Source organism: Vibrio pacinii DSM 19139 (assembly GCF_000711795.1).
Classification (GTDB): Bacteria; Pseudomonadota; Gammaproteobacteria; order Enterobacterales; family Vibrionaceae; genus Vibrio; species Vibrio pacinii.
This window is the reverse complement of the sequence record NZ_JONH01000001.1, coordinates 82,404-106,838: the sequence shown is the minus strand read 5'-3', so window position 1 is coordinate 106,838 and position 24,435 is coordinate 82,404. Positions and strand designations below refer to the sequence as shown.

Annotated in this window: 17 protein-coding genes; 7 read left to right on the top strand and 10 right to left on the bottom strand. The window is 47.0% G+C overall.

Annotated elements, in window-relative coordinates; all coding sequences use genetic code 11:
* Positions 1-272 precede the first annotated feature (272 nt).
* The gene (locus BS19_RS00450) at positions 273-1,802 is read left to right on the top strand and encodes a sensor domain-containing diguanylate cyclase (protein ID WP_038172565.1); all 1,530 of its coding nucleotides are present in this window, start codon (positions 273-275) and stop codon (positions 1,800-1,802) included.
* Between the two features lie 86 nt (positions 1,803-1,888).
* On the top strand, positions 1,889-2,419 hold the full coding sequence (locus BS19_RS00445) for a 3'-5' exonuclease (RefSeq protein WP_038172564.1): 531 nt from the start codon (positions 1,889-1,891) through the stop codon (positions 2,417-2,419).
* A gap of 49 nt (positions 2,420-2,468) precedes the next feature.
* On the opposite strand, the gene BS19_RS00440 is transcribed toward BS19_RS00445, so the two are convergent.
* The 6 genes from BS19_RS00440 to BS19_RS00415 all read right to left on the bottom strand — a co-directional run bounded on the left by BS19_RS00440 (position 2,469) and on the right by BS19_RS00415 (position 8,884).
* On the bottom strand, positions 2,469-3,878 hold the full coding sequence (locus BS19_RS00440) for a TRAP transporter large permease (RefSeq protein ID WP_211252978.1): 1,410 nt from the start codon (positions 3,876-3,878) through the stop codon (positions 2,469-2,471).
* Positions 3,879-3,888: 10 nt separating this feature from the next.
* A complete protein-coding gene (locus BS19_RS00435; RefSeq protein ID WP_038172562.1) occupies positions 3,889-4,503 on the bottom strand; it encodes a TRAP transporter small permease subunit in 615 nt (204 codons plus the stop codon).
* Between the two features lie 77 nt (positions 4,504-4,580).
* On the bottom strand, positions 4,581-5,582 hold the full coding sequence (locus BS19_RS00430; RefSeq protein WP_038172560.1) for a C4-dicarboxylate TRAP transporter substrate-binding protein: 1,002 nt from the start codon (positions 5,580-5,582) through the stop codon (positions 4,581-4,583).
* Between the two features lie 376 nt (positions 5,583-5,958).
* Positions 5,959-6,441, bottom strand: a complete 483-nt coding sequence (locus BS19_RS00425; protein WP_051686459.1) for a tellurite resistance TerB family protein — start codon at positions 6,439-6,441, stop codon at positions 5,959-5,961.
* Positions 6,442-6,613: 172 nt separating this feature from the next.
* A complete protein-coding gene (locus BS19_RS00420) occupies positions 6,614-8,515 on the bottom strand; it encodes an alkaline phosphatase D family protein (protein ID WP_038172558.1) in 1,902 nt (633 codons plus the stop codon).
* A gap of 3 nt (positions 8,516-8,518) precedes the next feature.
* Positions 8,519-8,884, bottom strand: coding sequence for a VC1380 family protein (locus BS19_RS00415; protein WP_038172554.1), 366 nt, complete (start codon positions 8,882-8,884; stop codon positions 8,519-8,521).
* 141 nt (positions 8,885-9,025) lie between these two features.
* On the opposite strand from BS19_RS00415, the gene BS19_RS00410 reads away from it, so the two are divergent.
* The 5 genes from BS19_RS00410 to BS19_RS00390 all read left to right on the top strand — a co-directional run bounded on the left by BS19_RS00410 (position 9,026) and on the right by BS19_RS00390 (position 19,260).
* Positions 9,026-10,309, top strand: coding sequence for a MipA/OmpV family protein (locus tag BS19_RS00410; protein WP_245609245.1), 1,284 nt, complete (start codon positions 9,026-9,028; stop codon positions 10,307-10,309).
* A gap of 108 nt (positions 10,310-10,417) precedes the next feature.
* Entirely contained in the window at positions 10,418-14,347 is a 3,930-nt protein-coding gene (hrpA, locus tag BS19_RS00405) for an ATP-dependent RNA helicase HrpA (RefSeq protein WP_038172552.1), read from the top strand.
* A gap of 124 nt (positions 14,348-14,471) precedes the next feature.
* Positions 14,472-14,963: a porin family protein gene (locus tag BS19_RS00400; protein WP_038172551.1), complete on the top strand. Its 492-nt coding sequence runs from the start codon at positions 14,472-14,474 to the stop codon at positions 14,961-14,963.
* 187 nt (positions 14,964-15,150) lie between these two features.
* On the top strand, positions 15,151-17,325 hold the full coding sequence (gene katG, locus BS19_RS00395; protein ID WP_038172550.1) for a catalase/peroxidase HPI: 2,175 nt from the start codon (positions 15,151-15,153) through the stop codon (positions 17,323-17,325).
* Positions 17,326-17,445: 120 nt separating this feature from the next.
* On the top strand, positions 17,446-19,260 hold the full coding sequence (locus BS19_RS00390) for an ABC transporter transmembrane domain-containing protein (RefSeq protein ID WP_038172549.1): 1,815 nt from the start codon (positions 17,446-17,448) through the stop codon (positions 19,258-19,260).
* 77 nt (positions 19,261-19,337) lie between these two features.
* Here BS19_RS00390 and BS19_RS00385 read toward each other — a convergent pair whose 3' ends face one another.
* The 4 genes from BS19_RS00385 to trpCF all read right to left on the bottom strand — a co-directional run bounded on the left by BS19_RS00385 (position 19,338) and on the right by trpCF (position 24,415).
* Positions 19,338-20,597: a dicarboxylate/amino acid:cation symporter gene (locus BS19_RS00385; RefSeq protein ID WP_038172546.1), complete on the bottom strand. Its 1,260-nt coding sequence runs from the start codon at positions 20,595-20,597 to the stop codon at positions 19,338-19,340.
* Between the two features lie 339 nt (positions 20,598-20,936).
* Positions 20,937-21,743 (bottom strand): tryptophan synthase subunit alpha, encoded by an 807-nt coding sequence (trpA, locus tag BS19_RS00380; protein WP_038172544.1) that lies wholly within the window; start codon positions 21,741-21,743, stop codon positions 20,937-20,939.
* Positions 21,743-22,933 (bottom strand): tryptophan synthase subunit beta, encoded by a 1,191-nt coding sequence (gene trpB, locus BS19_RS00375; protein WP_038172542.1) that lies wholly within the window; start codon positions 22,931-22,933, stop codon positions 21,743-21,745. The genes trpA and trpB overlap by 1 nt, the downstream gene beginning before the upstream one ends.
* A gap of 54 nt (positions 22,934-22,987) precedes the next feature.
* On the bottom strand, positions 22,988-24,415 hold the full coding sequence (trpCF, locus tag BS19_RS00370) for a bifunctional indole-3-glycerol-phosphate synthase TrpC/phosphoribosylanthranilate isomerase TrpF (RefSeq protein WP_038172539.1): 1,428 nt from the start codon (positions 24,413-24,415) through the stop codon (positions 22,988-22,990).
* Positions 24,416-24,435 lie beyond the last annotated feature (20 nt).

Below are 24,435 nucleotides of genomic sequence, written 5' to 3'. Positions count from 1 at the left end.
CTCTGGGTTGAAATAAGAGCCGATTTATTCTGATAGATTGGGGTGAATATTATCATAATCAAGTCAATGTACGGCTACAAAAACAGGCCAAAACAGGGGTTTTGATGGCTAACTGTTTTGTTTTTAACCGAATTTAGCCGAAAAAGGAGGCCTATACCTCGAAATGAGGATTGTTTCATATCAAAGGCAGGATTGAGCTTTATATCGCCAATCAGTAAGCGCTAGAATAGCGCGTTATTCTCAAGGACGGTCGATTAATCCGCAACAGCGTTATGCGCCAATTTAAAACAAAGAAGTTTTTATTTCCTGCCGTTACCTTAGTCTTTACTTTGATGCTGACGTGCTATTTGGTTTATTTTGCTTATCAAGCTCAGCAAAGCCACAGTATGGATTTGGTCGATAAACTGGCCGAACAACAGAGTGAAAATTTGCAACAGGTGATTGAAAGTGATCTGCACTTTATTGGTGCTGGGGCTAATTTCTTTCGTTCTACTCACCCTGAAGACTGGGATCGCTTTTCGATTTTCGCGGAGCAAGTGTTGTCGTCGTCTCAGTCATTGATCGCGTTGCAATGGATGCAGCGTGTCGAGAGCAGAGACATTGATACACACATTGCCAAGGTGCGTGCAACATTCCCATTTTATGAGATCTACACCATCCCCAAAGATGGACCTAAAACCTTCGGCTATATTCTGCCAAATAATCAGCCAATCTACACTGCGTCTGATGTCTATCCACGCAGTGAAGCGAATTTCAAAGCATTGGGTTATTACTCATCAAGAAGCCGTTTTCAGTTGGTTCTTGATCATATTGTCAAAACTGGTCAGCCAAGTCTGTCTGACAAAGTACGGTTATTGCAAGATGGCATCGACAAAAGCATTAGTAAAACCGGGTTGCTGGTCTATCATCCGGTCTTTTTCGTTGACCAACCGCAAAAGCTAATTGGTGTGGTAATTGGTGCGATCCGTTCGACCAAATACTTTGAATCAATAGTGTTACGTACGGCCACTGAGCAAGAATTGTTGGTTCGGGTGACCGATTTAGGCTTTGATGCAGAAGACGACCCGATTTTGTATCAAAGTGATGGCTGGCAAGAGAGTCAGGGGATTGACATCCAGAAGCGTATTCGATTACCAAACCGCGAGTGGGTAGTTGATTTTAAACTGGCGGGCACCGTTCCATACAACGACAAAATGGTACTGTGGTCGATAGGTTTGACTGGGCTTACTGTGTCATTATTGCTTACCTACATTGTGTACCTATTGTTGCGAGATCAAGAGTATTTAGAGAAGCTGCTCAATGAACGAACCCGTGAACTGCAATTTTTAGTCGATTATGACGCGCTAACAGGCATTTATAATCGCCGTGCATTCAGTCGTCACTTGCAGCAAAGAGTCACTGGCAAACAGTGCTTTTCTTTAATCGGTTTTGATATTGATGAGTTCAAGCAAATTAATGATAGTTACGGGCATATTGCAGGCGATGAGGTCTTGATTGGTGTGGCTAACGTAGTGTTAGGCCAGTTACGTGAAGGCGACATTTTTGTGCGCATCGGTGGTGATGAATTCTGTATTATTTCTAATGTTACTGAGCCGCAAGCGCTGGCAGATTACGTACAACAGATTTGTGATGCGGTCGGACAGGCTGCCTATCACTTTGCTCAACACGACATTCGCTGTACGTTGAGTATCGGCGCGGCTATCCGCACAGATGAAAGCCAAGAAGACATCCTGCAACATTGTGATGCAGAGCTCTATAAGAGTAAGCAAGCAGGGCGAAATCGCGTCTCGATTGCCGCATAACTGAGCGCTTAAACGTGTTCGATTCGAATTTTGTCGATTTCTGATGTAGAATTTCGCGTTTTGCGAACTTTGAACAAAGGCCAATCATGAACCATAACCGTATTGTTTGTTTCGATTTAGAAATGTGTTGTTGGAATGAAAACGGTGTCGGTACCACTGGGGAAATTATTGAAGTTGGGCTAGCAGAAATTGACCTTGTTAAGGGCGAGATCGTTAAGCGTGCACAATATTACGTCAAACCAGAACATGATGAAGTCTCGCTGTTTTGTGCACAATTGACCGGTATTACGCCACGCACGGTTGAGAAACAGGGTCGGCCTTTGCAAGAAGTGCTTAAGTCGATGGTGAAAAACTTTGGCGGTGCGAACAAAATCTACGCCGCTTGGGGCCGAGATGATCGCGTGTTAGCCAAAGAGTGCCAACAAAAGGGCATTGAGATGCCGTTTAATGAGTTCATTAATTTAGCAACCCTATTTCGGATTCAAAATCGCCTTAAAGACAAGCGTGTTGGTCATAAAGTCGCGCAAGAAAGTAAAGGTATCGAGTGGGAAGGCCGACAGCATTCAGGTTATGTCGATGCCCATAACTTAGCCAAACTTGCATTAACGATGCTGTAAAAAATCAAGGGAGCGAATGGCTCCCTTGATGCTATTGACCGCTATTTTATTACGCGTAGCCAATCATCTCTGGTAGCCACAATACAATACTTGGGAACATGATCAGCACAGCAATGGTGATCACGTCAGCCACGAAGAAAGGCGTACAGCCGCGAAATACATCTTGAACTGAACATTCAGGACGCACTCCTGCAACCACAAAGCAGTTCAAGCCGATAGGCGGGGTGATTAAACACAGTTCTGCCATCTTGACCACGATAATACCAAACCAAATCGCACAACCTAGCCCGGAAACGCCAAATGCAGAGTCTACTGCGGCCACATCCACGCCGCCATTTAGAGCAATAATTGCAGGGTAAACAACTGGGAGAGTCAGCAGCAACATGCCAATTGCATCCATGAACATCCCCAGAACCGCATACGCGAGTAGGATAAACAGCAAGGTCAGCATTGGGCTTTGTTCTAAGCTGACGATCCAATCTGAGAAAGCACTCGGCAGATCGGCAAAGCCAAGAAACCGAACGTAAATCAATACCCCCCAGATGATGGCGAATATCATTGCTGACAGCTTGGCGGTTTCCATGATTGAGCTTTTAATCTCTTTCCAACGACTGCCATGATAAAGAGCCACCAATAAAATCACGCTAGCACCAAGGGCACCAGCTTCCGTTGGAGTCCCGACACCGCCATAAATACACACCATGATAATTGCGACGACAAAGAAAATGGGCGCTGCTGCTGGCAGTGATTCAAAGCGTTGCTTCCAGCTATACCCTCGCACAGGTGGACCAAAATCTTTTTTGGTCATCGCAAGGAAAATAACTAATCCACCGTAAATCAGCGCAGAAACAAAGCCAGGAATAAAGCCTGCCATCAACAGGGCACCGACATCTTGCTCGACGATGATGGCGTAAATGACCAAAATGGCCGATGGCGGGATCAACGAAGCGAGGGTGCCACCTGCCGCGACAACGCCAGCGGCAAAGCGCTTGTCGTAGCCGAGTTTGAGCATCTCTGGAACCGCAATTCTGGCAAACACCGCCGATGTTGCGACCGAAGCGCCTGAAACCGCAGCGAAGCCTGCTGTCGAAAATACAGTTGCGACCCCCATTCCGCCCGGTAACCAACCGACCCAACGTTTCGCCGCTTCAAATAGCGCTTTTGTCAGCCCTGCGTGATAGGCAAGAAAACCGATCAAGATAAAGGTCGGGATCAGCGATAGCGCGAGCGATGATACTTTAGAATGAGGAATGGTCCCGGCCATTTTGAGTGCCACCATAAAGCCACGTTCGAAGCCAAATTTGGCACTGAATATCCATACTAAACCGAGGAACCCTGCGGTGGCAGCGGCAAAGGCTACTCGCACACCAAGCACAACAAAAATAAGCATGGCACCTGATACCCAAAGGCCAATTTGAATGCTGTCCATAGTGGCCATGGTTTGAATTAAATCTGACAAGATAACTCTCCTAACTCTCGTGTCCGGTTACTGCTTCGGCTTCTTTTGCGGCCACTTCGGCAGCTGATTCAATCAGAGGGACACCAATAGGGCGTTCATCTCTTCTCACTGCTGCGCGCGCGTAGCCCCACATTTGTAACACTAACCGCGCAGCCAAGATGCTCAGGGCAATCGTCACGATTAGCTTGGCTGGCCAAGTCGGAAGGTTTATATCGAGCGACGAGTCGCCAATCGAATAGGCGCGCCAAAAGTGCAAATAGGAGCCGTAAATAAGTACAAGCGTAACGGTGAACATCAACAGAGCAGACATAAATTCAGTGACCCATAACCAACGGCCTTTGAAGCGGCCAATGATGATGTCCATTCGGATATGCCCACCCATGCGTTGTGTGTATGCGATGCCTAGAAATGCAATAAACGCCATGGCTTGTTCGACCCAGTCAACGTAACCATTGATGGGTGATGAAAATAACCAACGACCTAACACGTTAACGGTGGCGAGAAAAACCAGTAAGAAAATTACCACGCCACCAGCGAGGTTGAGAAAGGACTCGAAACGAAACAGTAAGCGGTCTGCACGACTTAACTTCGAATCATCTTCCAATACAGAAGCAGCAGCCGACATAGCGGTCTCCTATCTAAAAATCTGTCATAGAGAGTGTGCCAGGCAAGTCAGAATGTCTTACCTGGCGGGTGAGGGAATTACTCAGCAAAGAGTTTCGCGGTGTGGTCAAACACAGCTTGAGAGTCAAACTTGTCTTTGTATTTATCAATCCACTCTTGGCGCACTGACTGGGCCAATTCGTTGAGCTGTTCGGTCTGCTCAGGAGAGAAGGTCACTAAAGTCAAACCTTGATCGCGGATAGCTGCTTGGTATTTCGCCGTGGTGTTTTGCTCATAGTTTTGCACATAGAAGTCGAGCGCTTCATCGACGGAACCGAGTAGTGCTTCGCGATGAGCGGGCTTGAGCATTTCAAGAGCTTCAGTATTAACCACCACTGGGCAGTTGGCAGAGCCTAAGTTAAGGTTAGTTGTGGCCCATTTGCCCACTTTGTAGGAATTCGTCGACAGGTGAGCATGGGGAGCAAACGAGGCGGCATCAATAACGCCAGAATCCATCGATTGGCGGACCTCAGAAAACGGTACCCCAGTTTTGACTGCGCCGAGCTTACCCAGTACTCCCATAATTCCGCCTGGCCCACGTACGCGCAGGCCATCAAAGTCTTGTAGAGAGTTTAGTGCGTCACTCTTGCTGACAATGTTGTACTGCGGCAGTGGTGTTGGCATCAGCAGCGTCGCATTCCAACGCGCCAAGTCTTTTTTTACTTCAGGGTGTTCAAATACTTTCATGTAGATATCACTAATGCGAGCTAATGACACCTCTTTGGCAAACGGCAGTTCGTTGACCGTAATGGTCGGGTTTTTATCGGCATGATAAAAAGCGCAAAACTGAGCCATTTCAAATGCACCGAACGAAATGCCGTCTAAGTTTTCACGCGCTTTAGACAGGCCGCCATAAGAAATGTTGAGTTTAAATTCACCGTTAGTTTTCTGTTCAACTAGCTCTGCGAGCTTTTCTACGTTTTCGGTAAAAGCGCGGCGTTTTCCCCACAGAGAAACATTCCATTCCGTTGCAGCGGCGACTTCCGAAGCCATAAATCCAGTGATGGCGAGGGTAATGAGGGAGGTTTGTAGTGCTTTCATATATCGTCCTTGTTGTTATGCACGCGTGTTTCGCTCATTGGGAGCGATTCGGAGTATTAAACCGACAATTTGTGTCGCAAACGTTTTGATTTTTTTCGAATATGACTATAGCAAAGACGTTGTAAAGTTAATGAGTTGTTATCAAATTATGGTGCTTTCCTCACGACTTAATGAGGTCAAGATGTGAAGTGACGGCATCGAGTAGCGTGCTACAGGGGATGGCAAGTTAAGGTGACGTTACGTGGTGATTAGGTTGAGCTCAGGTCGCTCTCACTGTGTGAGAACGACGAGATGGGATTGATGCGGCGTTGTCATAGCGATGTGATGTTACTCAGGTAATCAAGGTACGAGGACTCGGTTGATTTGCCAATGTGACCTACTGGTCTTTATCGCTAGTTGGAAGCTCGTTGGCCGGAAGTTCGGTGACAGAAAGCTTGGCACGAATAAAGTCACGGTGATCAACATAAAGCAACTCGGCGGTCTTACGAATGACGGCTTCTTCTAGTGGATCGATCGTGCCATCGGCATTGGCAACTTGCCACATCGCCTGGATCACGCAGTAGCGGTTTTGTTGACTAAGTTCGCGTAACTGAGAGGTAAACTCGTACAAAGACGCCGAATCTTTGCTGCATTGTTGAGCGCGAGTTAGCAGTGCGTTGGTTTGGCTAGGGTCGAGATTGAGCAGTTTACCAAGCAGGTGATGTTTTGCTTCGCTCTCTGCACGCTCAATCTGATGATCGGCGCCAGCAACCTCGTACAATAAGCACGCAATCGCTAAATTGGGGTCTGCGGCGCTGTGTTGGCCTAAATCTTCCCCTTCAAGCAACTGTTTAAACAGTTTAGTAATCGAATTTAACATGGTCTATGCCTTTCTGTGCGGTTGTGCAGGTAAATGCGCTGTTCTAGCTATCGATGTACGACTCTACTTATCTAGGTGCGACTCTATTTATAGATAGTGACGTTATTTATAGTGCCACTCTGTTTATAGATAGTGACGTTGGTCGTGGATCACAATACGTTTGACCAAAATCTTACTTTTCTTTTATCGGCATAAACTCCCACTGCTTGCCGTCACCAGTTAAAATCGCGATACGTTCTGGTTTGCCTTGTTTATTCAGCTTGAGTTCGCCAATGGCACTGCTATTGACTAAGCGACGACGCCCAGGTGTATTTGGATCGCGTTTTTTCACTTTGAGGCGCTTACGTTTGGTAAACCAGTTCAATGGTGAGCGCGGCGAATAAAGCAACCGGTCTGCGTGGTCACACAACGCGAGCAAAGGTTCAGGAAACTGGCTTTTGAGACCACTGCAGGTGACTTGATAGATGGTCGGGCTATTGCGTCTAAACCTGAGTTTAATGTCGTATGCGAATGAGTAGTGCACATCGCCTGACAAAATAACAAAATTAGTCGGGGTTTTGGTGTGGGTAAAAATACTTAACATTGTATTAGCGCTGCCAGGGTGCGCCATCCAGTTTTCTGCATCAACCATTAACGGTTTACCGAGTGCAGTCACTATCCGTTGTAAGGTCTCAATAAACTTGACGCCAAACATCGGTGCTGGCGAGACAATAATCACTTTGTCTAGATGCAAAAGCTCATGCTGCAGCTCTATCATGGCTTCCCAGTCCATCAATCCTGACGGTTTATTCATTTTAGATTCAGAACGCCAACGCCGCGTTCGAGTATCAAGTACCACGACTTTCGGCGAACGCTCAATCGTATAGTGCCAAGCTTCAAAGCGATATAAATGGCGGATAAAGGCGTCATGATTGTCTACACTCGGCGTGTCGAGAAATTGGCGTGCCAAATTAACAAATTCGTGATTGAAGTTGTCGGGCTCGTTCCCCCATCCCTGACAAAGCCAATAGGCCATTAAGCCATTACCAATGATGCGGTGTGAAAATGGATTTTGATAGGCGGCCGTTTCCCAGCCAATGGTGAGATTCCAATCGTCGGTAATATCATGATCATCAAAAATCATGTAAGTCGGGATATGGGCGAACAGGCGCTGCACTTGGCTAAGACCATCAACAAAGCTTCGAAGGATTTGATGTTCGTCGTGCCAACGTTGTTGAAGGCGCGGCTCCATAACCTGTCCAACGTGAGAGAAGCCATTGTCCCGCAAGCGAGTTGGATTGATGCAAGACCACAAGGTTGGCGACCAAACAAGCAGATACATAGCGACAAATTCGCTAAAGGTAATCAAATGGTTTTCTGCATCGGTAGAGGTAAAAATAGGCGCGTTGCGCTTCGGAAACAGCTTGGTTAACAGTGTGCCGTCATCGTAATGATGGGGTAAGAGATGGTCACGGCGATAATAACAGTCCGGATGCGCAAAAAGCTCGTCACTGTTTTGCACAGGCGCTTGATGAAATTGCTCTTGCGGGAGCCCTAATAACTCAATGGTTTGATGGATGGCATCGAGCATTGGTCCAGCAACATGATCTGCGTAGATTTGGTCGCCGCTCATCATTAATAAGTCAGGGCGTTGGTCGATAGAATATTGGGCGACTTTTTCATCGGCGCGCACCAAAGCATCGTCACTAGGATCATGAGGGTTACGACACGATCCGTGCATCACGTAATCGGCTTTGGTCGAGATGGTAATGCTAAGTTGTGACTCATTGCCATAGAGCAAGTGTGGGTATAGCTCAACCAAGGGACCGTGTTGGGTATTAAATTGATAATTGAGCGCAGTATCTTGCGGGAACTCACCAACAATACGCACTAAGGTGACATAGCAATATTGGCCAACTTTAAACGCTTCGAACTGGCTTAAAGACTGACGGTGTAACTCGGTTTGGTCGGCCGCCAAACTGAGGGTAAATTCACCATCAAGGGGCTCACGTGTGGCTAACCAAAAGACCAGCTCAGTGGCAGTGGTTTTGCGCAAGATGGGGCCAGCAATAAGAAAAGGTCTTTTATTATCCATGCGTTACTCAGTGGGTTCCTCGGGTAGGCTTGGGTCTTCAAGAACTTCGATGACTTCTGAGCTTGAAAGTTCATGGCCCATTAAAAAAAGTGCCAGCATCGCATCTGCTTTGGTTTTATCATCAGAGCTTTCGGTAAGGATTTGCAAAAAGCGATGACGTATCATGCTGATTTCGTGCTCGACAAAACCGCGTCCTTCCTCTTCACCTTGTGTCTCTTCTGGTGCGGTATCGAAACTCAAAAAAAGCAAACCACCATCAAGCTCAGCGTCAAGTAATCGTTCTGGCAGCCAAGTTTCTCCGGTCACTATGTCCGGATCGCAGTTGCTTGGTAATCGAGCGAGTCGTTTTTTTAATTCAGATGCTTTCACAATCGTTAGATTTGAGGGATCATAGATTCTATTTTAACGACCAATAGCGCAGAAACCTAAGTATTAAGCACTTTAGTTGGTCAGTTTTTGAGTTGTTACGTCACTTTTGGATAGAAAATGATAAAAAACCGTTCGCTATCGATGTTCTCGATAGCTGTCAGTGGCTTAGTTTGTTCCTCTGCTTATGCCCAGCAAGCGGAGCAAGATTGGGGTATCGCCGCAATTTATCGTATGGCGTCAATTCCGTTTAAAACCGAAAACGGTGATCAAACCGTCAGTACTTTTGTTCCTATGATGTTTTTTGACAATGAGCATGTGTTCATTGATGGGATGCAAGCGGGTGCTTATTTATATCAAGGCGATAATATCGAGTTCAATGCCTTAATGCGTATGCGTTTTGTCGATATTCCTGCGTCAGCACAAAATGCCCATCAAGGCGATACGTTCGACTTTGGTGCTCAGTTACGTTATCAATTTAGTCAGAATTGGCAGTTAGACACCGAGTTAATGAGTGACAAAGATATGCGTTTTCACGTCAATCTTAGTGCCTCGGCAAACTATCAATGGGGTGACTGGCAACTGACGCCTCATGCGACGGTGAGGTACAAAGATGCTGACTTCAACAGTGAGTATTATGCGTTTAATGATTATACCGGCGAGCGCATTGGCGCAGGTATTGATGTTAACGCGGGCGTCCGAGCCCGTTATCACGTCTACTCGAATTTATATCTGCTTGGCGCGGCCAGTGTCACGCACCTTGATAGCAATGCCTACCAATCGCAGGTAGTCGATGACAGATTTGAAGGTGAATTTTACCTAGGGTTCGGATTTTTTAACGACAAGAGCAAAGCGCCCAAATCAGAGTTGAGTAATAAACGTTATTGGCGTGTCGCGCATGGTTGGGCAACCCCTTCTAATATCGGTGAAATTATCAAACTTAACCGTGAGAAGGATCCCTACAACAACCAGCTCACCTCGCTTTTTTATGGGCACCCATTAACCGACGAATTATTTGGTGTACCGATTGATATCTACTTTACGCCGGGGATTGTCCATCACTGGTCGTCTGAGGTGCAGTCTTCTGTCACCGAATATGTCGCAGCCATTAAAGCGTACTACACCTTTGATTGGCCGACTCAATGGCGGTTTGGCGTTGCAGAAGGGCTTTCTTACGTAGACAGCTTTACCTATGTTGAAAACGAAGAGATGAAATCTAAAGGCTACAATCCCAGTAACCTCCTGAACTATTTGGATTTCTCTGTCGACGTTAATGTTGGCGATTTGTTCAATTCAAACGACTTGAACAATGTTTGGATTGGTTACTCGTTGCATCATCGCAGTGCGATTTTTGAAAAAGCCTCGCAATATGGGCGGATAAAAGGGGGCAGTAACTACAACACCCTTTATCTCCAGGTTGATTTTTAGCCGCCCACCATAGAAGCAACGCCCACAGGTATAGGTTTGTGGGCGTTTTTATTATCATCTGTGATACAATCCGCGCAGTTTTATCGATAGAAAAGAATAGGTAACGCTTTGACTTCGTCACAGCCAAAAAAAACAGCCGCATCAGAGCATCAGGCTCAAGCTAATAACGCGGCTTCATTACGCAAAGCACTCAACCAGTGCTTGTTGAAAGACAGATTTCGTTTAAGCAAACGCATCTCCGGGGCAAGTCGAATAAAAAAAGAAGCCTCACGTAACGCTGTGTTTGACGAGATCGCATTAGATATTGCTAAGTCGATGATGGCAGCCGAGCAGCGCTGCGCCGTTGTGCCGACGATCAACTACCCTGACATCTTGCCTGTTAGCCAGAAGAAAGACGATATTGCCAAGGCGATTGCAGACAATCAGGTGGTGATCGTTGCCGGTGAAACTGGGTCAGGCAAAACCACTCAGTTACCTAAAATTTGTGTCGAGCTTGGCCGTGGTAAATATGGCTTAATTGGTCATACTCAGCCACGTCGACTCGCGGCGCGTTCGGTGGCGAGTCGCATTGCAGAAGAGATGGAAAGCACACTGGGTGAGTTTGTTGGTTATAAGGTACGCTTTAACGACCAAATATCAGATAATACTCAAATTAAGTTAATGACTGACGGTATCTTGCTGGCAGAAATTCAACATGATCGCTTTCTTAACCAGTACGACACCATCATCATTGATGAAGCGCACGAGCGTAGTCTGAACATTGATTTCATCCTCGGTTATTTAAAAGAGTTACTGCCGCGTCGCCCTGACTTGAAGGTGATCATCACCTCAGCAACGATTGACCCAGAACGTTTCTCTAAGCATTTCGAAAATGCACCGATCATCGAAGTCTCAGGTCGCACCTACCCGGTAGACACTCGTTATCGCCCATTGGCGGGAGACGATGATAGTGATCGTGACCAATTAGAAGGTATTTTTGAAGCGGTCGATGAGCTGTGTGATGAAGGTCTGGGTGATATCCTGATCTTTATGAATGGTGAGCGAGAAATCCGCGACACCGCAGACGCACTGGCGAAACGTAACCTCAAGAGTACCGAAATCGTGCCGCTTTATGCACGCTTATCGGCTGGCGAGCAAAACAAGATCTTTCAACCTCATGCTGGACGTCGGATTGTATTGGCGACTAACGTGGCTGAAACGTCTCTCACCGTACCTGGCATCAAATATGTGATTGACCCGGGCACGGCGCGTATTAGCCGCTATAGCTACCGCACTAAAGTACAGCGCTTGCCAATTGAGCCAATATCGCAAGCGAGCGCCAATCAGCGGAAAGGCCGTTGTGGTCGTGTCGAAGAAGGTATCTGTATTCGCCTTTACTCCGAGGACGATTTCAATTCTCGACCTGAATTTACTGATCCTGAAATTCTACGTACCAATTTAGCCTCGGTTATCTTACAAATGACCGCATTGGGCTTAGGTGATATCGAAGCGTTTCCATTCGTTGAAGCGCCAGATAAGCGTAACGTCCAAGATGGGGTGCGCTTGCTTGAAGAGCTTGGCGCGATTAATGATAAAGCCAGCGATCCAAATAAACGTCTCACGGCAACTGGCCGTCAATTGGCGAAGTTGCCGATTGATCCACGTCTGGCACGTATGGTACTTGAAGCGCCTAAATATGGCGCTTTGAAAGAGTTGATGATCATCGCATCGGCCTTGTCGATTCAAGACCCGCGTGAGCGTCCAAGTGATAAACAACAATCTTCGGATGACAAACATCGCCGTTTCTTCCATGAAGAGTCAGATTTTCTCACCTTCGTTAATATCTGGGATTACCTGCAAAAGCAGCAAAAGGCGCTATCGGGCAGCCAGTTCCGCAAGCAGTGTAAACAAGACTACTTAAACTACTTGCGTGTGCGTGAGTGGCAAGATGTGTATTTTCAGGTTCATCAGGCGATGCGTGAAATGGGCTTTAAGCTTAACGATGAAGCCGCGAACTATCAAAGTGTGCATAGCGCGATCCTCGTGGGCTTGCTCTCACATATTGGTGTTAAAGACCAAGAGAAAAACGAATATCAAGGCGCGCGTAACGCTCGTTTCCATATCTTCCCAGCGTCGGGGTTATTCAAAAAGCAGCCTAAGTGGATCATGTCAGCCGAACTGGTGGAAACATCGAGGTTGTGGGGGCGCATTATTGCCAAGATCCAACCTGAATGGGTTGAGCCTTTGGCGAAACACTTAATCAAACGCAGTTACAGTGAACCCCATTGGTCGAAAAAAAACGCGGCGGTCATGGCGCATGAGAAAGTCATGCTATATGGCGTACCTATCGTACCTAAACGCCTTATCAACTATGGCAGTATCGATCCTGTTGTCAGTCGTGAGCTGTTTATTCGTAGCGCTTTGGTTGAAGGTGAGTGGGAAACTAAACATGCTTTCTTTAAGCAAAACCGTAAGTTGCTGCAAGAGGTTGAAGAGTTAGAGCACAAGTCTCGTCGGCGCGATATCTTGGTTGATGATGATGAGTTGTTTGATTTCTATGATCAGCGAGTGGGCACCGAAGTTGTGTCTGGACGCCATTTTGATACTTGGTGGAAGAAAGCATCCCAAGGCAATCCGGAGCTGCTTAACTTTGAAAAAGAGATGTTGTTCAAAGGCGATGCCAGCCATGTCACTGATCTCGATTATCCTAATTTCTGGCATCAAAATGGCCTCAAATTAAAACTGAGTTACCAATTTGAGCCAGGTGAAGATAACGATGGTGTCACGGTTCATCTGCCTTTACCGATTTTAAACCAAGTTGAACCTGCTGGCTTTGACTGGCAGATCCCAGGTTTACGTCATGAGTTAGTGGTCAGCTTGATTAAATCGTTGCCGAAAACGATTCGTAAGAATTTTGTTCCGGCGCCAAATTATGCCGATGCCTTTTTAGCACGTGTCACGCCGATGGAAGCACCATTGCTTGATTCGTTAGAAAAAGAGTTACGCCGAATGACAGGTGTTGAAGTATTGCGTGACGATTGGAACCTTGACCAAGTGCCCGATCACTTGAAAGTGACGTTCCGCGCCGTCGACCATCGCAACCGGAAGTTAAAAGAACATCGCGATTTGCATCAACTCAAAGAGAGTCTCAAAGAGAAGGTGCAAGAGACACTGTCGAAAGTCGCTGACGATGATATCGAACAGCAAGGCTTGCACACGTGGAGTTTTGGTGAACTGCCAAAAGTCTATCAGCAGAAACGTGGCGGCTACGAAGTCAAAGCGTATCCAGCGATCGTTGATAGCAAAGACAGTGTTGAGATTAAGCTCTACGAAACCGAGCAAGAGCAAGTGCAAGCCATGAAGGCCGGACAGCGCCGCTTAGTATTGCTCAATGTGCCATCGCCGATTAAGTACTTACACGCTAATTTACCGAATAAATCGAAGTTGGGTCTGTACTTTAATCCGTATGGCAAAGTACTCGATCTGATTGATGACTGCATTGCCTGTGGCGTAGACAAATTGATCGAACAAAAAGGCGGCTTAGTGTGGCAACCTGAAGCGTTTGAACAGTTGAAAGAGCACGTTCGTGCCGAGTTGGGTGATACCGTCGTCGAGATTGCCCAGCAAGTTGAAACGATTTTGACCACCGCGTTCAGCATCAATAAAAAGCTTAAAGGTAAAATTGACTTTACCATGGCGTTTGCACTGTCTGATATCAAAGCGCAGATTGAAGGGCTGATTTTTAAGGGCTTTGCGACTGAGTGTGGCTGGAAGCGCCTGCCGGACATTTTGCGTTACATGAAAGCGATTGAGCGCCGGATGGAAAAGCTGCCAATTGATCCCAACAAAGACCGTTTGCATATGCTAAAAATCGAGTCGGTCACTAATGATTACAAAGAGTTACTTAATAAAATTCCGAAGGGAGTGGCAGTTCCTGATAACGTTAAAGAAATACGTTGGATGCTCGAAGAGTTGCGCGTTAGCTACTTTGCTCAACAGCTAGGTACCCCTTATCCCGTTTCTGACAAGCGTATTAAAATGGCAATTGAAGCTTGCTAGGTATGTGATTTACGTCTAGGTATGTAATTTGCATAAGGTTAAGTATACCGTTCGGAATTTTGACTAATACGGCAGAGGTTTGCCAGTTGAAGCCTCTGCAGCATATAAATAGAGAAGGTTTATTATGAAAAAGACACTACTAGCGCTAGCTCTGATTGGCGCGTCCACCACTGCTTCAGCGGACTCATGGATCTACGGCAGCGCGAGTGTAGGTCAAGCGGATTTGGGTAACGAATCTTCAACCTCGTATAACGTTCATGTTGGTACTGGTATTCTTCCGTTGATCGGTCTTGAAGCGGGTTATCAAGACTTTGGCGATTTCGACAACGTAAAATACGGTAACTTCACAGGTAATCTAACCGGTTCTGCTGTGTATTTCGCGGCGAAACCAAGCATCGATTTTGGCCCTCTTCATGTGTACGGCAAAGTAGGCTTGCACTCTTATGAGTTGACTGGCAGTAGCTTTAAAGAAGACGAAATCGACATCATGTATGGTGTTGGCGCAGAATACTTTGTAATAGGGCCGCTCTCTTTAGGTGCGAGTTACAATGTGTTCTCAATGAAAGAAGAAGATGTGAAAAACTTTTCGCTTAACGCCACTTTGCATTTCTTATAATTAGCGCACGCTAAAATACCCCGCAGCCAGAGTCGATATGCCTCTGGCTTTTTTTATCCATTTCATCGCTCATCGGTTTTACCAATCAGTGAAATAGACGTAAACATAGTGTGCCTATTTGCATACTTGTCTATCCTTTCTATCGTAAACAGCTTAATTAAAAGTAATGAACAAGAAGGATCGACCAATGTCAGATAAACAGAAAACCTCAGGGCAGTGCCCCGTTATGCATGGCGCAATGACACAAGCCAGTGAGTCAAACACTGCGTGGTGGCCAAACGCGCTTAATCTCGACATCCTCCATCAACATGACAGTAAAACTAATCCTTTAGGCGCAGATTTTAACTATCGTCAACAACTCGCAAAGCTTGACGTAGCAGCGCTTAAACAAGATTTAACCGATCTTATGACCGACAGCCAAGCGTGGTGGCCAGCTGACTGGGGACATTATGGCGGCTTAATGATTCGTATGGCGTGGCACTCGGCGGGCAGCTATCGCATTGCTGATGGTCGCGGAGGGGCTGCAACGGGCAATCAGCGTTTTGCTCCGCTTAACTCTTGGCCAGATAACGGCAATCTAGATAAAGCGCGCCGCTTGTTGTGGCCAATCAAACGCAAATACGGCAACAAAATCAGTTGGGCTGATTTGATCATACTTGCCGGCACCATCGCCTATGAATCCATGGGGTTTAAGACGTTCGGCTTCGCTTTCGGCCGCGAAGATATCTGGCATCCAGAAAAGGACACCTATTGGGGATCTGAGAAAGAGTGGTTGGCCACCAGTGGAGGTGAAGGCAGTCGCTATTCCGGTCAACGTGATTTAGAAAACCCATTAGCGGCGGTAATGATGGGGCTTATCTATGTCAATCCAGAAGGTGTTGATGGCAACCCCGATCCACTTAAAACGGCGCAAGATATGCGAGTGACGTTTGCTCGTATGGCAATGGATGATGAAGAGACTGTGGCACTAACGGCTGGGGGGCATACCGTTGGTAAAGCGCACGGTAATGGCGATGCAGCCAATCTTGGGCCAGAGCCAGAAGCGGCTGCGATTGAAGAGCAGGGGATGGGTTGGATGAACCATACCTCTCGTGGTATTGGTCGTGACACTGTAACTAGTGGTATTGAAGGTGCGTGGACGACCAATCCAACACAATGGGACGATGGTTACTTCGAACTGCTGTTCAAATACGATTGGCAGTTGACGAAGAGTCCGGCTGGCGCTTGGCAATGGGAGCCTGTCGATATCGCAGAAGAAGATAAACCTGTCGATGTCGAAGATGCAAGTATTCGCGTAATGCCAATGATGACCGATGCCGATATGGCGCTCAAGCTTGACCCAGAATATTGCAAAATCTCACAACGCTTTCGTAACGATCCAGCGTACTTTGAACAAGTGTTCGCGCGTGCATGGTTTAAGTTGACTCATCGGGATCTTGGTCCGAAAGCTCGTTACTTTGGCCCCGATGTCCCTAGTGAAGCGTTGATTTGGCAAGACCCAGTCCCAGCCGGACGTGATGACTATGATGTTGAAGCCCTCAAAGCGGCAATTAGTGACACCGATTTGTCGGTCAGCGATTTGGTCAGCACCGCGTGGGACAGCGCACGTACGTTTCGTGGCTCAGATAACCGCGGTGGTGCGAACGGCGCACGTATTCGCTTAGCGCCGCAAAATCAGTGGCAAGGCAATGAGCCACAACGCTTGCAACGCGTGTTAGCTGTACTAGAACCGCTTGCTGAGAGTTTCGGCGCGAGTGTAGCAGACACGATTGTATTAGCAGGTAATGTTGGGCTAGAAAAAGCCATCAAAGCCGCAGGTTATGCTGTTGCGGTTCCGTTTGCTCCTGGGCGCGGCGATGCTAGCGCAGAGATGACCGATGAGGACTCTTTTGACGTGTTAGAGCCACTTGCCGATGGATTCAGAAACTGGCAAAAAGAGCATTACGCTGTTTCACCAGAAGAGTTACTGCTTGATCGCGCTCAACTGATGGGGCTCACTGCGCCTGAGATGACGGTATTGCTTGGTGGGATGCGCGTATTGGCCACCAACCATGGCGATACCCGCCACGGCGTATTTACCGATCGTACTGGTGTATTAAGTAATGACTTTTTCGTCAATCTCACTGATATGGCTTACCAATGGCAACCAAAGGGTCGTAATCTTTATCATATTAATGATCGAGCCACTGGTGAAACAAAATGGACAGCCACTCGGGTAGACTTAGTGTTTGGTTCTAACTCGATTTTACGCGCTTATGCTGAGGTGTATGCTCAAGACGACAATCACGAGAAATTTATTCAAGACTTTGTCGCCGCTTGGAACAAGGTAATGAATGCGGATCGCTTCGATTTAATCGCTTAAAACCTGACACGTAAGTAACCATAGGCCGTTCATATGAATGGCCTTTTTTAATCGGAACGGTTTGTTTATTGATGCTGCAGTGTGTATGTTAAACCTGTGACTCTCATCATCGGAACCGTTATGAACCCACCGCGAACTCTGACTTCAAAACAGGCAATAGCTGATAAAAACGTCAAGCTCGAAAAGCGAAGTTTGACTATTTTGACTGAACTGATTCGATTTGTTCGCCCTTATCGTTGGCAAGTGATCGCCGCCCTGGCCGCGCTGGTTGTGACCGCATCATTAACCTTGTCGGTGGGTCATGGGGTACGATTATTGATTGATCAAGGCTTTGCCAGTCGTTCATTGACGCAACTAGGTAGCGCCATTGGTTTTATTCTTACGGTCACGCTGCTCATCTCTGTCGGGACTTTTTTTCGCTTCTATTTGGTTTCGTCGGTAGGGGAGCGAGTCAGTGCCGATATTCGCTTAGCGGTCTTTAATCATGTCATTGGTCTGCACCCAAGTTATTTCGAAACCAATGGTAGCGGCGAAATTATGTCGCGGATCACCACCGATACCACGTTACTGCAAAGTATTATTGGTTCGTCTTTTTCAATGGCGATGCGCAGTGCTTTGATGTGTGTTGGGGCGCTGATCATGTTGTTTGCCACCAACGTAAAACTGACCTTGATCGTGCTGGCCAGTGTGCCGTTTATTTTAGTGCCAATCCTCTACTATGGGCGCAAAGTTCGCGCTCTGTCGCGCCAAAGCCAAGACTCAATGGCAGAGGTAGGTAGTTACGCAGGAGAAGCGATCGAGCAGATCAAAACCGTGCAAAGCTACAGTCAAGAAAGCCAAGAACAGCTCCTTTTTGCCACTCAAGTAGAAAAAGCCTATCAAATTGGTCGTCAGCGTGTGATGCAACGAGCGATTTTAATTTCCGGCGTCATTGTCATTGTTTTTAGCGCTATTTCAGGGATGTTATGGGTCGGAGGCAGTGACGTGATTGCTGGCACCTTGTCTGCAGGGGACTTAGGTGCATTTGTTTTTTATGCGATTATTGTCGCCTCATCGCTGGCGACCATTTCAGAAGTGATGGGTGAATTGCAGCGTGCCGCTGGTGCAACTGAGCGATTGATTGAAATTCTTCAGGTTGAAAGTGATATTGTTGCCCCATCGAGTAACGGTGTGTCGCTTGAAGAAGTCACGCCTCAGATCGAGTTTGCGTCGGTTACTTTCCATTATCCATCGCGCCCTGACCAAGCCGCGTTATCTGATCTGAGTCTCCTCGTTGAGCCCGGCAAAGTACTGGCGTTGGTAGGGCCTTCAGGAGCAGGTAAAACCACCATCTTTGAGCTATTGCAGCGTTTTTATGACCCTCAGCAAGGCTCAATCGCCTTAGGAGGCGTTGATATTAAACAGTGTGAGCCGAGTCAACTGCGTAACAAAATGGCATTGGTTCCTCAGCAACCAGCTCTGTTTAGTCATGATGTCTATTACAATATTCGTTATGGTAAGCCCGAAGCGACTGATGAAGAAGTTGTAGCGGCGGCGAAGAAAGCTCATGCCCATGAGTTTATTGACAACTTACCAAACGGCTACAGAAGTTTTTTAGGCGAGAGGGGCGTGCGTTTGTCGGGTGGACAACGACAGCGAATCGCGATTGCGCGCGCGATCTTAAAAGACCCCGAGATTTTGTTGCTTGATGAAGCAACCAGTGCGTTAGATAGTGAAAGTGAACACCATGTACAACAGGCACTCGAAGAATTAATGCGTGGTAGAACGACAATTATCATTGCCCATCGGTTATCAACCATTCAGCATGCTGACAAAATTGCGGTTTTAGAACAAGGTAAATTGGTCGATATTGGCAACCATCACACCTTACTCAACACTAGCCCACTTTATCAGCGCTTGGTTGAACTGCAATTTAAGTCCAAGTCTAACGTTTAAACAAAGACAACAAAAAAGAGCCACTCGATGAGTGACTCTGTTAAATGTTCAAGTCGTTAAACTTGTTCTAGTCGTTATTAAGCTTGCTGTTTTTGCAGCTCAACGTCTTTCGCTTCTTCTTCAATCAGAGCGTCAACAATTACTGCACACGCAGCGTCACCGGTGATGTTGAGCGCGGTACGGATCATGTCAAAGATACGGTCTAAAGCAAACAGTAGCGGTAGACCTTCAATTGGAATGCCTGCGGCAAGCAGTACGGCAACCACTAAGAATGATGGACCAGGAACGCCTGCTTGACCAACTGCACCTAGAGTTGAAGTAATGATGATGGCGATGTAGGCGCCCATACCAAGATCAATGTTAAATAGCTGAGCAAAGAAGATAGCCACTAAACCGTAGTAAATAGCGTTGCCTGACATGTTGATGGTCGCGCCAAGTGGCAGAACAAACGATGCTGTCGAGTTTCTCACTCCAAGCTCATGCTCAACGGTGTCCATCGTGACAGGCAGTGTCGCCATAGATGAAGCCGTTGAAAGTGCCACAGCTTGTGGTTTTTTCATCGCGGTTAGGAACTTCTTCGCCGAAGTTTTGGTGAAGATGTGTACCATCAATGGGTAGACAACAAAGCCGAAGATAAGGATAGCGGCAACGTAAACCACAAACAGTTTGAATACTACCATCAGGGCACCAAAACCGAAGGTGCCGACCGCTTCTGCCATAAGACCGAAGACGCCGATAGGAGCAATTACCATCACTTTGTTGATCATCCATACCATCGCATCAACAATACAGTTTACGCCATTGATGATAGGTTCACGACGTTCTTTGGCCTGCTTTGAAATCGCGATACCAAAGAACATACAGAATACCAAGATCTGGAGGATGTTAGCTTCATTGAGTGACTGGAAAACGTTGGTTGGGATCATACCAGTGACGGTAGCCCAGAAAGTAGGTAGTTCACCTTTTGAAGCGTACTCTGCAGAGAACATGCCTTCAACGCCAGAAACGTCGATGCCCATGCCTGGTTGGAATACTTCACCCATCAGTATTGCGAGGGCAACGGCAAGTGCCGATGTAAGACCAAAATAAGCTAAGGTCGTTAGACCAACTTTACCTGCAGATTGGCTGTTTCCTAGACCAGCAGCACCAGAAATAAGTGCGACTGCTACCAAAGGAATAACCAACATTTTAATCAAGCTGATAAAGATTGCACCTAACGGAGCGAATAGGACTGCGTCGCTGCCCATCATGGCACCCACGGCAGTACCAACGATCATTGCAATGACGACTTGCACGCCAATGTTGCTTAGTAAACTCTTTTCTTTTAACACTTCCATAACCTCTGTGCTAATTAAATTTAAATTCCTGGAATTACACTCCATTAATCATATTTGATTTGGATGATAATCCTGTCTCGCTTTGTACACTTAATTTTTACAATTGGCAATATCAGCAACAGGGTTATTGACTAAATAATCACTGTTTTATTGACGGGTGCTAATTTTTTGCGCAAAAGCAAACGATTGCTATTGATCTTGGTAATGATTCAGCGACATCTAATTAACGTTTCGGTTGTTATCGACAAGAGGGAGAAAGGGCGGGAAATGTTAATAAAAAGATCAGCTTCATCAAGGGGATAAGAAGCTGATCGCATAGGTGGTTAGATGGCTAACACGTTACTTTTGTGTTGCAGCTTTCATTGCTGAAACAAAGCTCGCGAGCTTATTTAACATCTCTTGGGGTTGGTCGAGATTGTTTTCGATGATTTTAACCACCGCAGAACCTGATATCGCGCCAGCAGCGCCTGCTTGCAACGCTTGTTTCACTTGTTCTGGCTCTGAGATGCCAAAGCCTAGTAGGGCTGGTGGAGCATCAAATCGATTAAGGTTGTCTATCATATCGGCTACGGGCATATTCGCCTTTGTTTCAGCGCCTGTGACACCTGCACGCGAGAGTAAGTAAGTATAGCCTCCACCAAGCTGGGCAACCGACTGCAAAGTGGCATCCGAGGCAGTGGGCGGCGCAATAAAGATCGGTTGAATGCCATGATGTTTGGCCGCAATAACGAACTCTTCACTTTCATTAGTTGGAACATCTGCGATCAAAACAGAATCAACCCCGGCCTGTGCGCAGCGCTGATAGAAATTATCGATGCCGCGTGAGTAGACCAAATTAGCGTACATCAACAAACCGATTGGTAGCTCTGGGTATTGCTGACGGATTTTGCTGATCGCATCAAAGCATATCTCTGGTGTGGTTGCCGACTCTAACGCGCGGATATTCGCCCCTTGAATGGTTGGGCCATCGGCCAAGGGATCCGAAAAAGGAATGCCTAATTCCAGTGCGTCAGCGCCTGCTTCTACTAAGGTTTGCATAATGTTGAGTGAGTGCTCTGGCGTTGGGTCACCAACCGTTACGAACGGGACAAAAGCGCCTTGGTTTTTTTCGCCAAGACGGGCGAACATAGCTTCATAGCGGTTCATTAGATCGCTCCTTTTTGTTCAAGAATGTCATGCACAGTGAAGATGTCTTTGTCACCACGACCAGATAGGTTAACCACCAGTAATTGTTCTTTGTCTGGGTTCTCACGAGCCATGCGCAGTGCATGTGCTAGTGCATGAGAAGATTCGAGCGCAGCAATGATCCCTTCACTACGTGCGATTTCTTGGAATGCTTCGAGTGCTTCGTCATCGGTGACATTGTCATACTCAGCACGGCCGATAGCGTGGAGGTGAGCGTGTTGCGGCCCGACCGATGGGAAGTCAAGACCTGCAGAAACAGAATACGACTCTTCAACTTGGCCATTTGCATCTTGCATTAACGGCGCTTTCATACCGAAGAAGATGCCTGTTTTACCGTGTTTAAGCGGCGCACCGTGTTGGTCAGTGTCAATTCCTTTACCTGCCGGCTCAACTCCAATAAGGCGAACGTTTGGCTCTTCGATAAAGTCTGCAAAGATGCCAATCGCGTTTGATCCGCCGCCAACACAGGCAATCACAGCATCGGGTAAACGACCTTCGCGGGCGAGGATTTGATTTTTGGTCTCTTCACCAATAATACGCTGGAATTCACGCACTATGGTTGGGAACGGGTGTGGACCGGCGGCAGTGCCTAATAGATAGTGCGCTTTCTCGTAGCTACCAGACCAGTCGCGCAGGGCTTCATTACAGGCATCTTTTAATGTGGCTGAGCCCGAGTGAACAGGGATAACCTCGGCGCCCATCAGCTTCATGCGAAATACATTAGGATTTTGACGCTCAACATCTTTTGCACCCATGTAAACGCGACATTTGAGGCCAAGCAGAGCACAAGCCAAAGCGGTCGCAACACCATGTTGACCTGCGCCAGTTTCAGCGATGATTTCATCCTTACCCATACGTTTAGCGAGCAACGCTTGACCGAGTACTTGGTTGGTTTTGTGCGCCCCGCCGTGCAGTAAGTCTTCACGCTTTAAATAAAGTTTAGTTTTGGTTCCCTTGGTGAGGTTACGAGTCAAAGTCAATGCAGTAGGACGGCCGGCGTACTCTTGCAACAGAGACATAAACTCACTGCGAAACTCAGGGTCGTCTTGGGCATCAATGAACGCTTGCTCAAGTTGATCTAGCGCTGGAACCAGAATTTGCGGTACGAATTGACCGCCGTATTCGCCGAAATAGGCGTCGAGTTTTGCCATGATGTTGTTCCTTTAATTTGAGTCAGCGCAACCATGCCACGCCGATGAAATTGGTTAATAGTTTCTGATTGCCATAAACGCTTGGGCGAGTTTGTCGGCATCTTTTTTACCTGGCGAGCTCTCTACGCCAGAATTTAAGTCAAGACCCAAACAGCCTTGCTGAGCCGCTTTTTGTGCATTGAATGGGGTAATGCCTCCTGCCAGCATGACTTTTGAACGATCGCCAATTAATGACCAATCAAAGACTAACCCAGTACCGCCGACCTGAGAGCCGACTTTGGTATCCAGTAGATGGCGGTCAATGTGTTCGGCAATCAGGGCAGGCATCGATTCACCCACGCCGTATGCTTTCCAAATTTCAATGGTTGGCGAAAGCTGAGCTCTTAGCTGCGCAATGAAGGCTTGATCTTCATCGCCGTGCAATTGAACCGCCGCTAGACCGAGTTGACTGGCGGCTGCGGTAATCGCGTCGATAGCGTGGTTACGAAAAACCCCGACGTATTTCAGTGGTGCGCCGCTCATTATGATGCGAGCGGTTTCAACCTCAATAAAACGTGGCGATTTCTCGACAAAAATTAGACCACCGAAGACCGCACCCGATTGATAGGCTTTGGCTGCGTCATCAGGGTGAGTAAGGCCACAGACTTTGTTTTCACCTAAGATCACCTTACGTACCGCCAGCTCGAGATTCTCTTCGGCCATCAGTGAGCTGCCGATGAGAAAACCATCAGCAAAGTCGGCTAACTCGCGAACTTGTTGGTGGGTATAAATACCAGACTCGGAAATCACAATCGCCTCAGGGGCAAGCTGTCTAACCAGAGGCGCGAGTTGTTTTGTTCGGTCTAAATCGGTGGATAAGTCACGTAAGTTACGGTTATTGATACCGATGACTTTTGCTTCTAGTTTGACAGCGCGATGCAACTCATCTTCATTGCTGACTTCAGTCAGTACGCCCATCTTTAATGAGTGCGCCACCTCGGACAGTTGTTGGTACGCTTCATCACTTAACACGGAAAGCATCAATAAAATAGCATCTGCGCCGTAGTGGCGTGCCAAGTAGACTTGGTAGCTATCGACCATAAAGTCTTTACATAAAATTGGCTGTTTGGTCTGTTTTTTTATCTGCGGCAGAAAGTCGAAATTGCCTTGAAAGTATTTTTCGTCGGTCAATACCGAAATAGCGTCAGCATGATGATTGTAAACGGAAGCGATGTAATCCAAGTCAAAATCTTCACGAATCAATCCTTTAGAAGGAGACGCTTTTTTGCATTCGGTAATAAACACGGTGTCACTTTGACTCAGTGCTTGATAAAAGCCGCGATCAGACGCTTCAAGCGAGTCTTTAAATGAGGCGAGGGGTTGTGACTGCTTTCGTTGTGCAACCCATTGATACTTATCAGCTACTATCTTAGCCAGTACCTCAGCCATTTGCGCCTCTTGTCGCGAAACGTGCTCAGAGAGCTTGTCTTTAACCTCAGTCATGTTGATTACCTTCTCTTTAC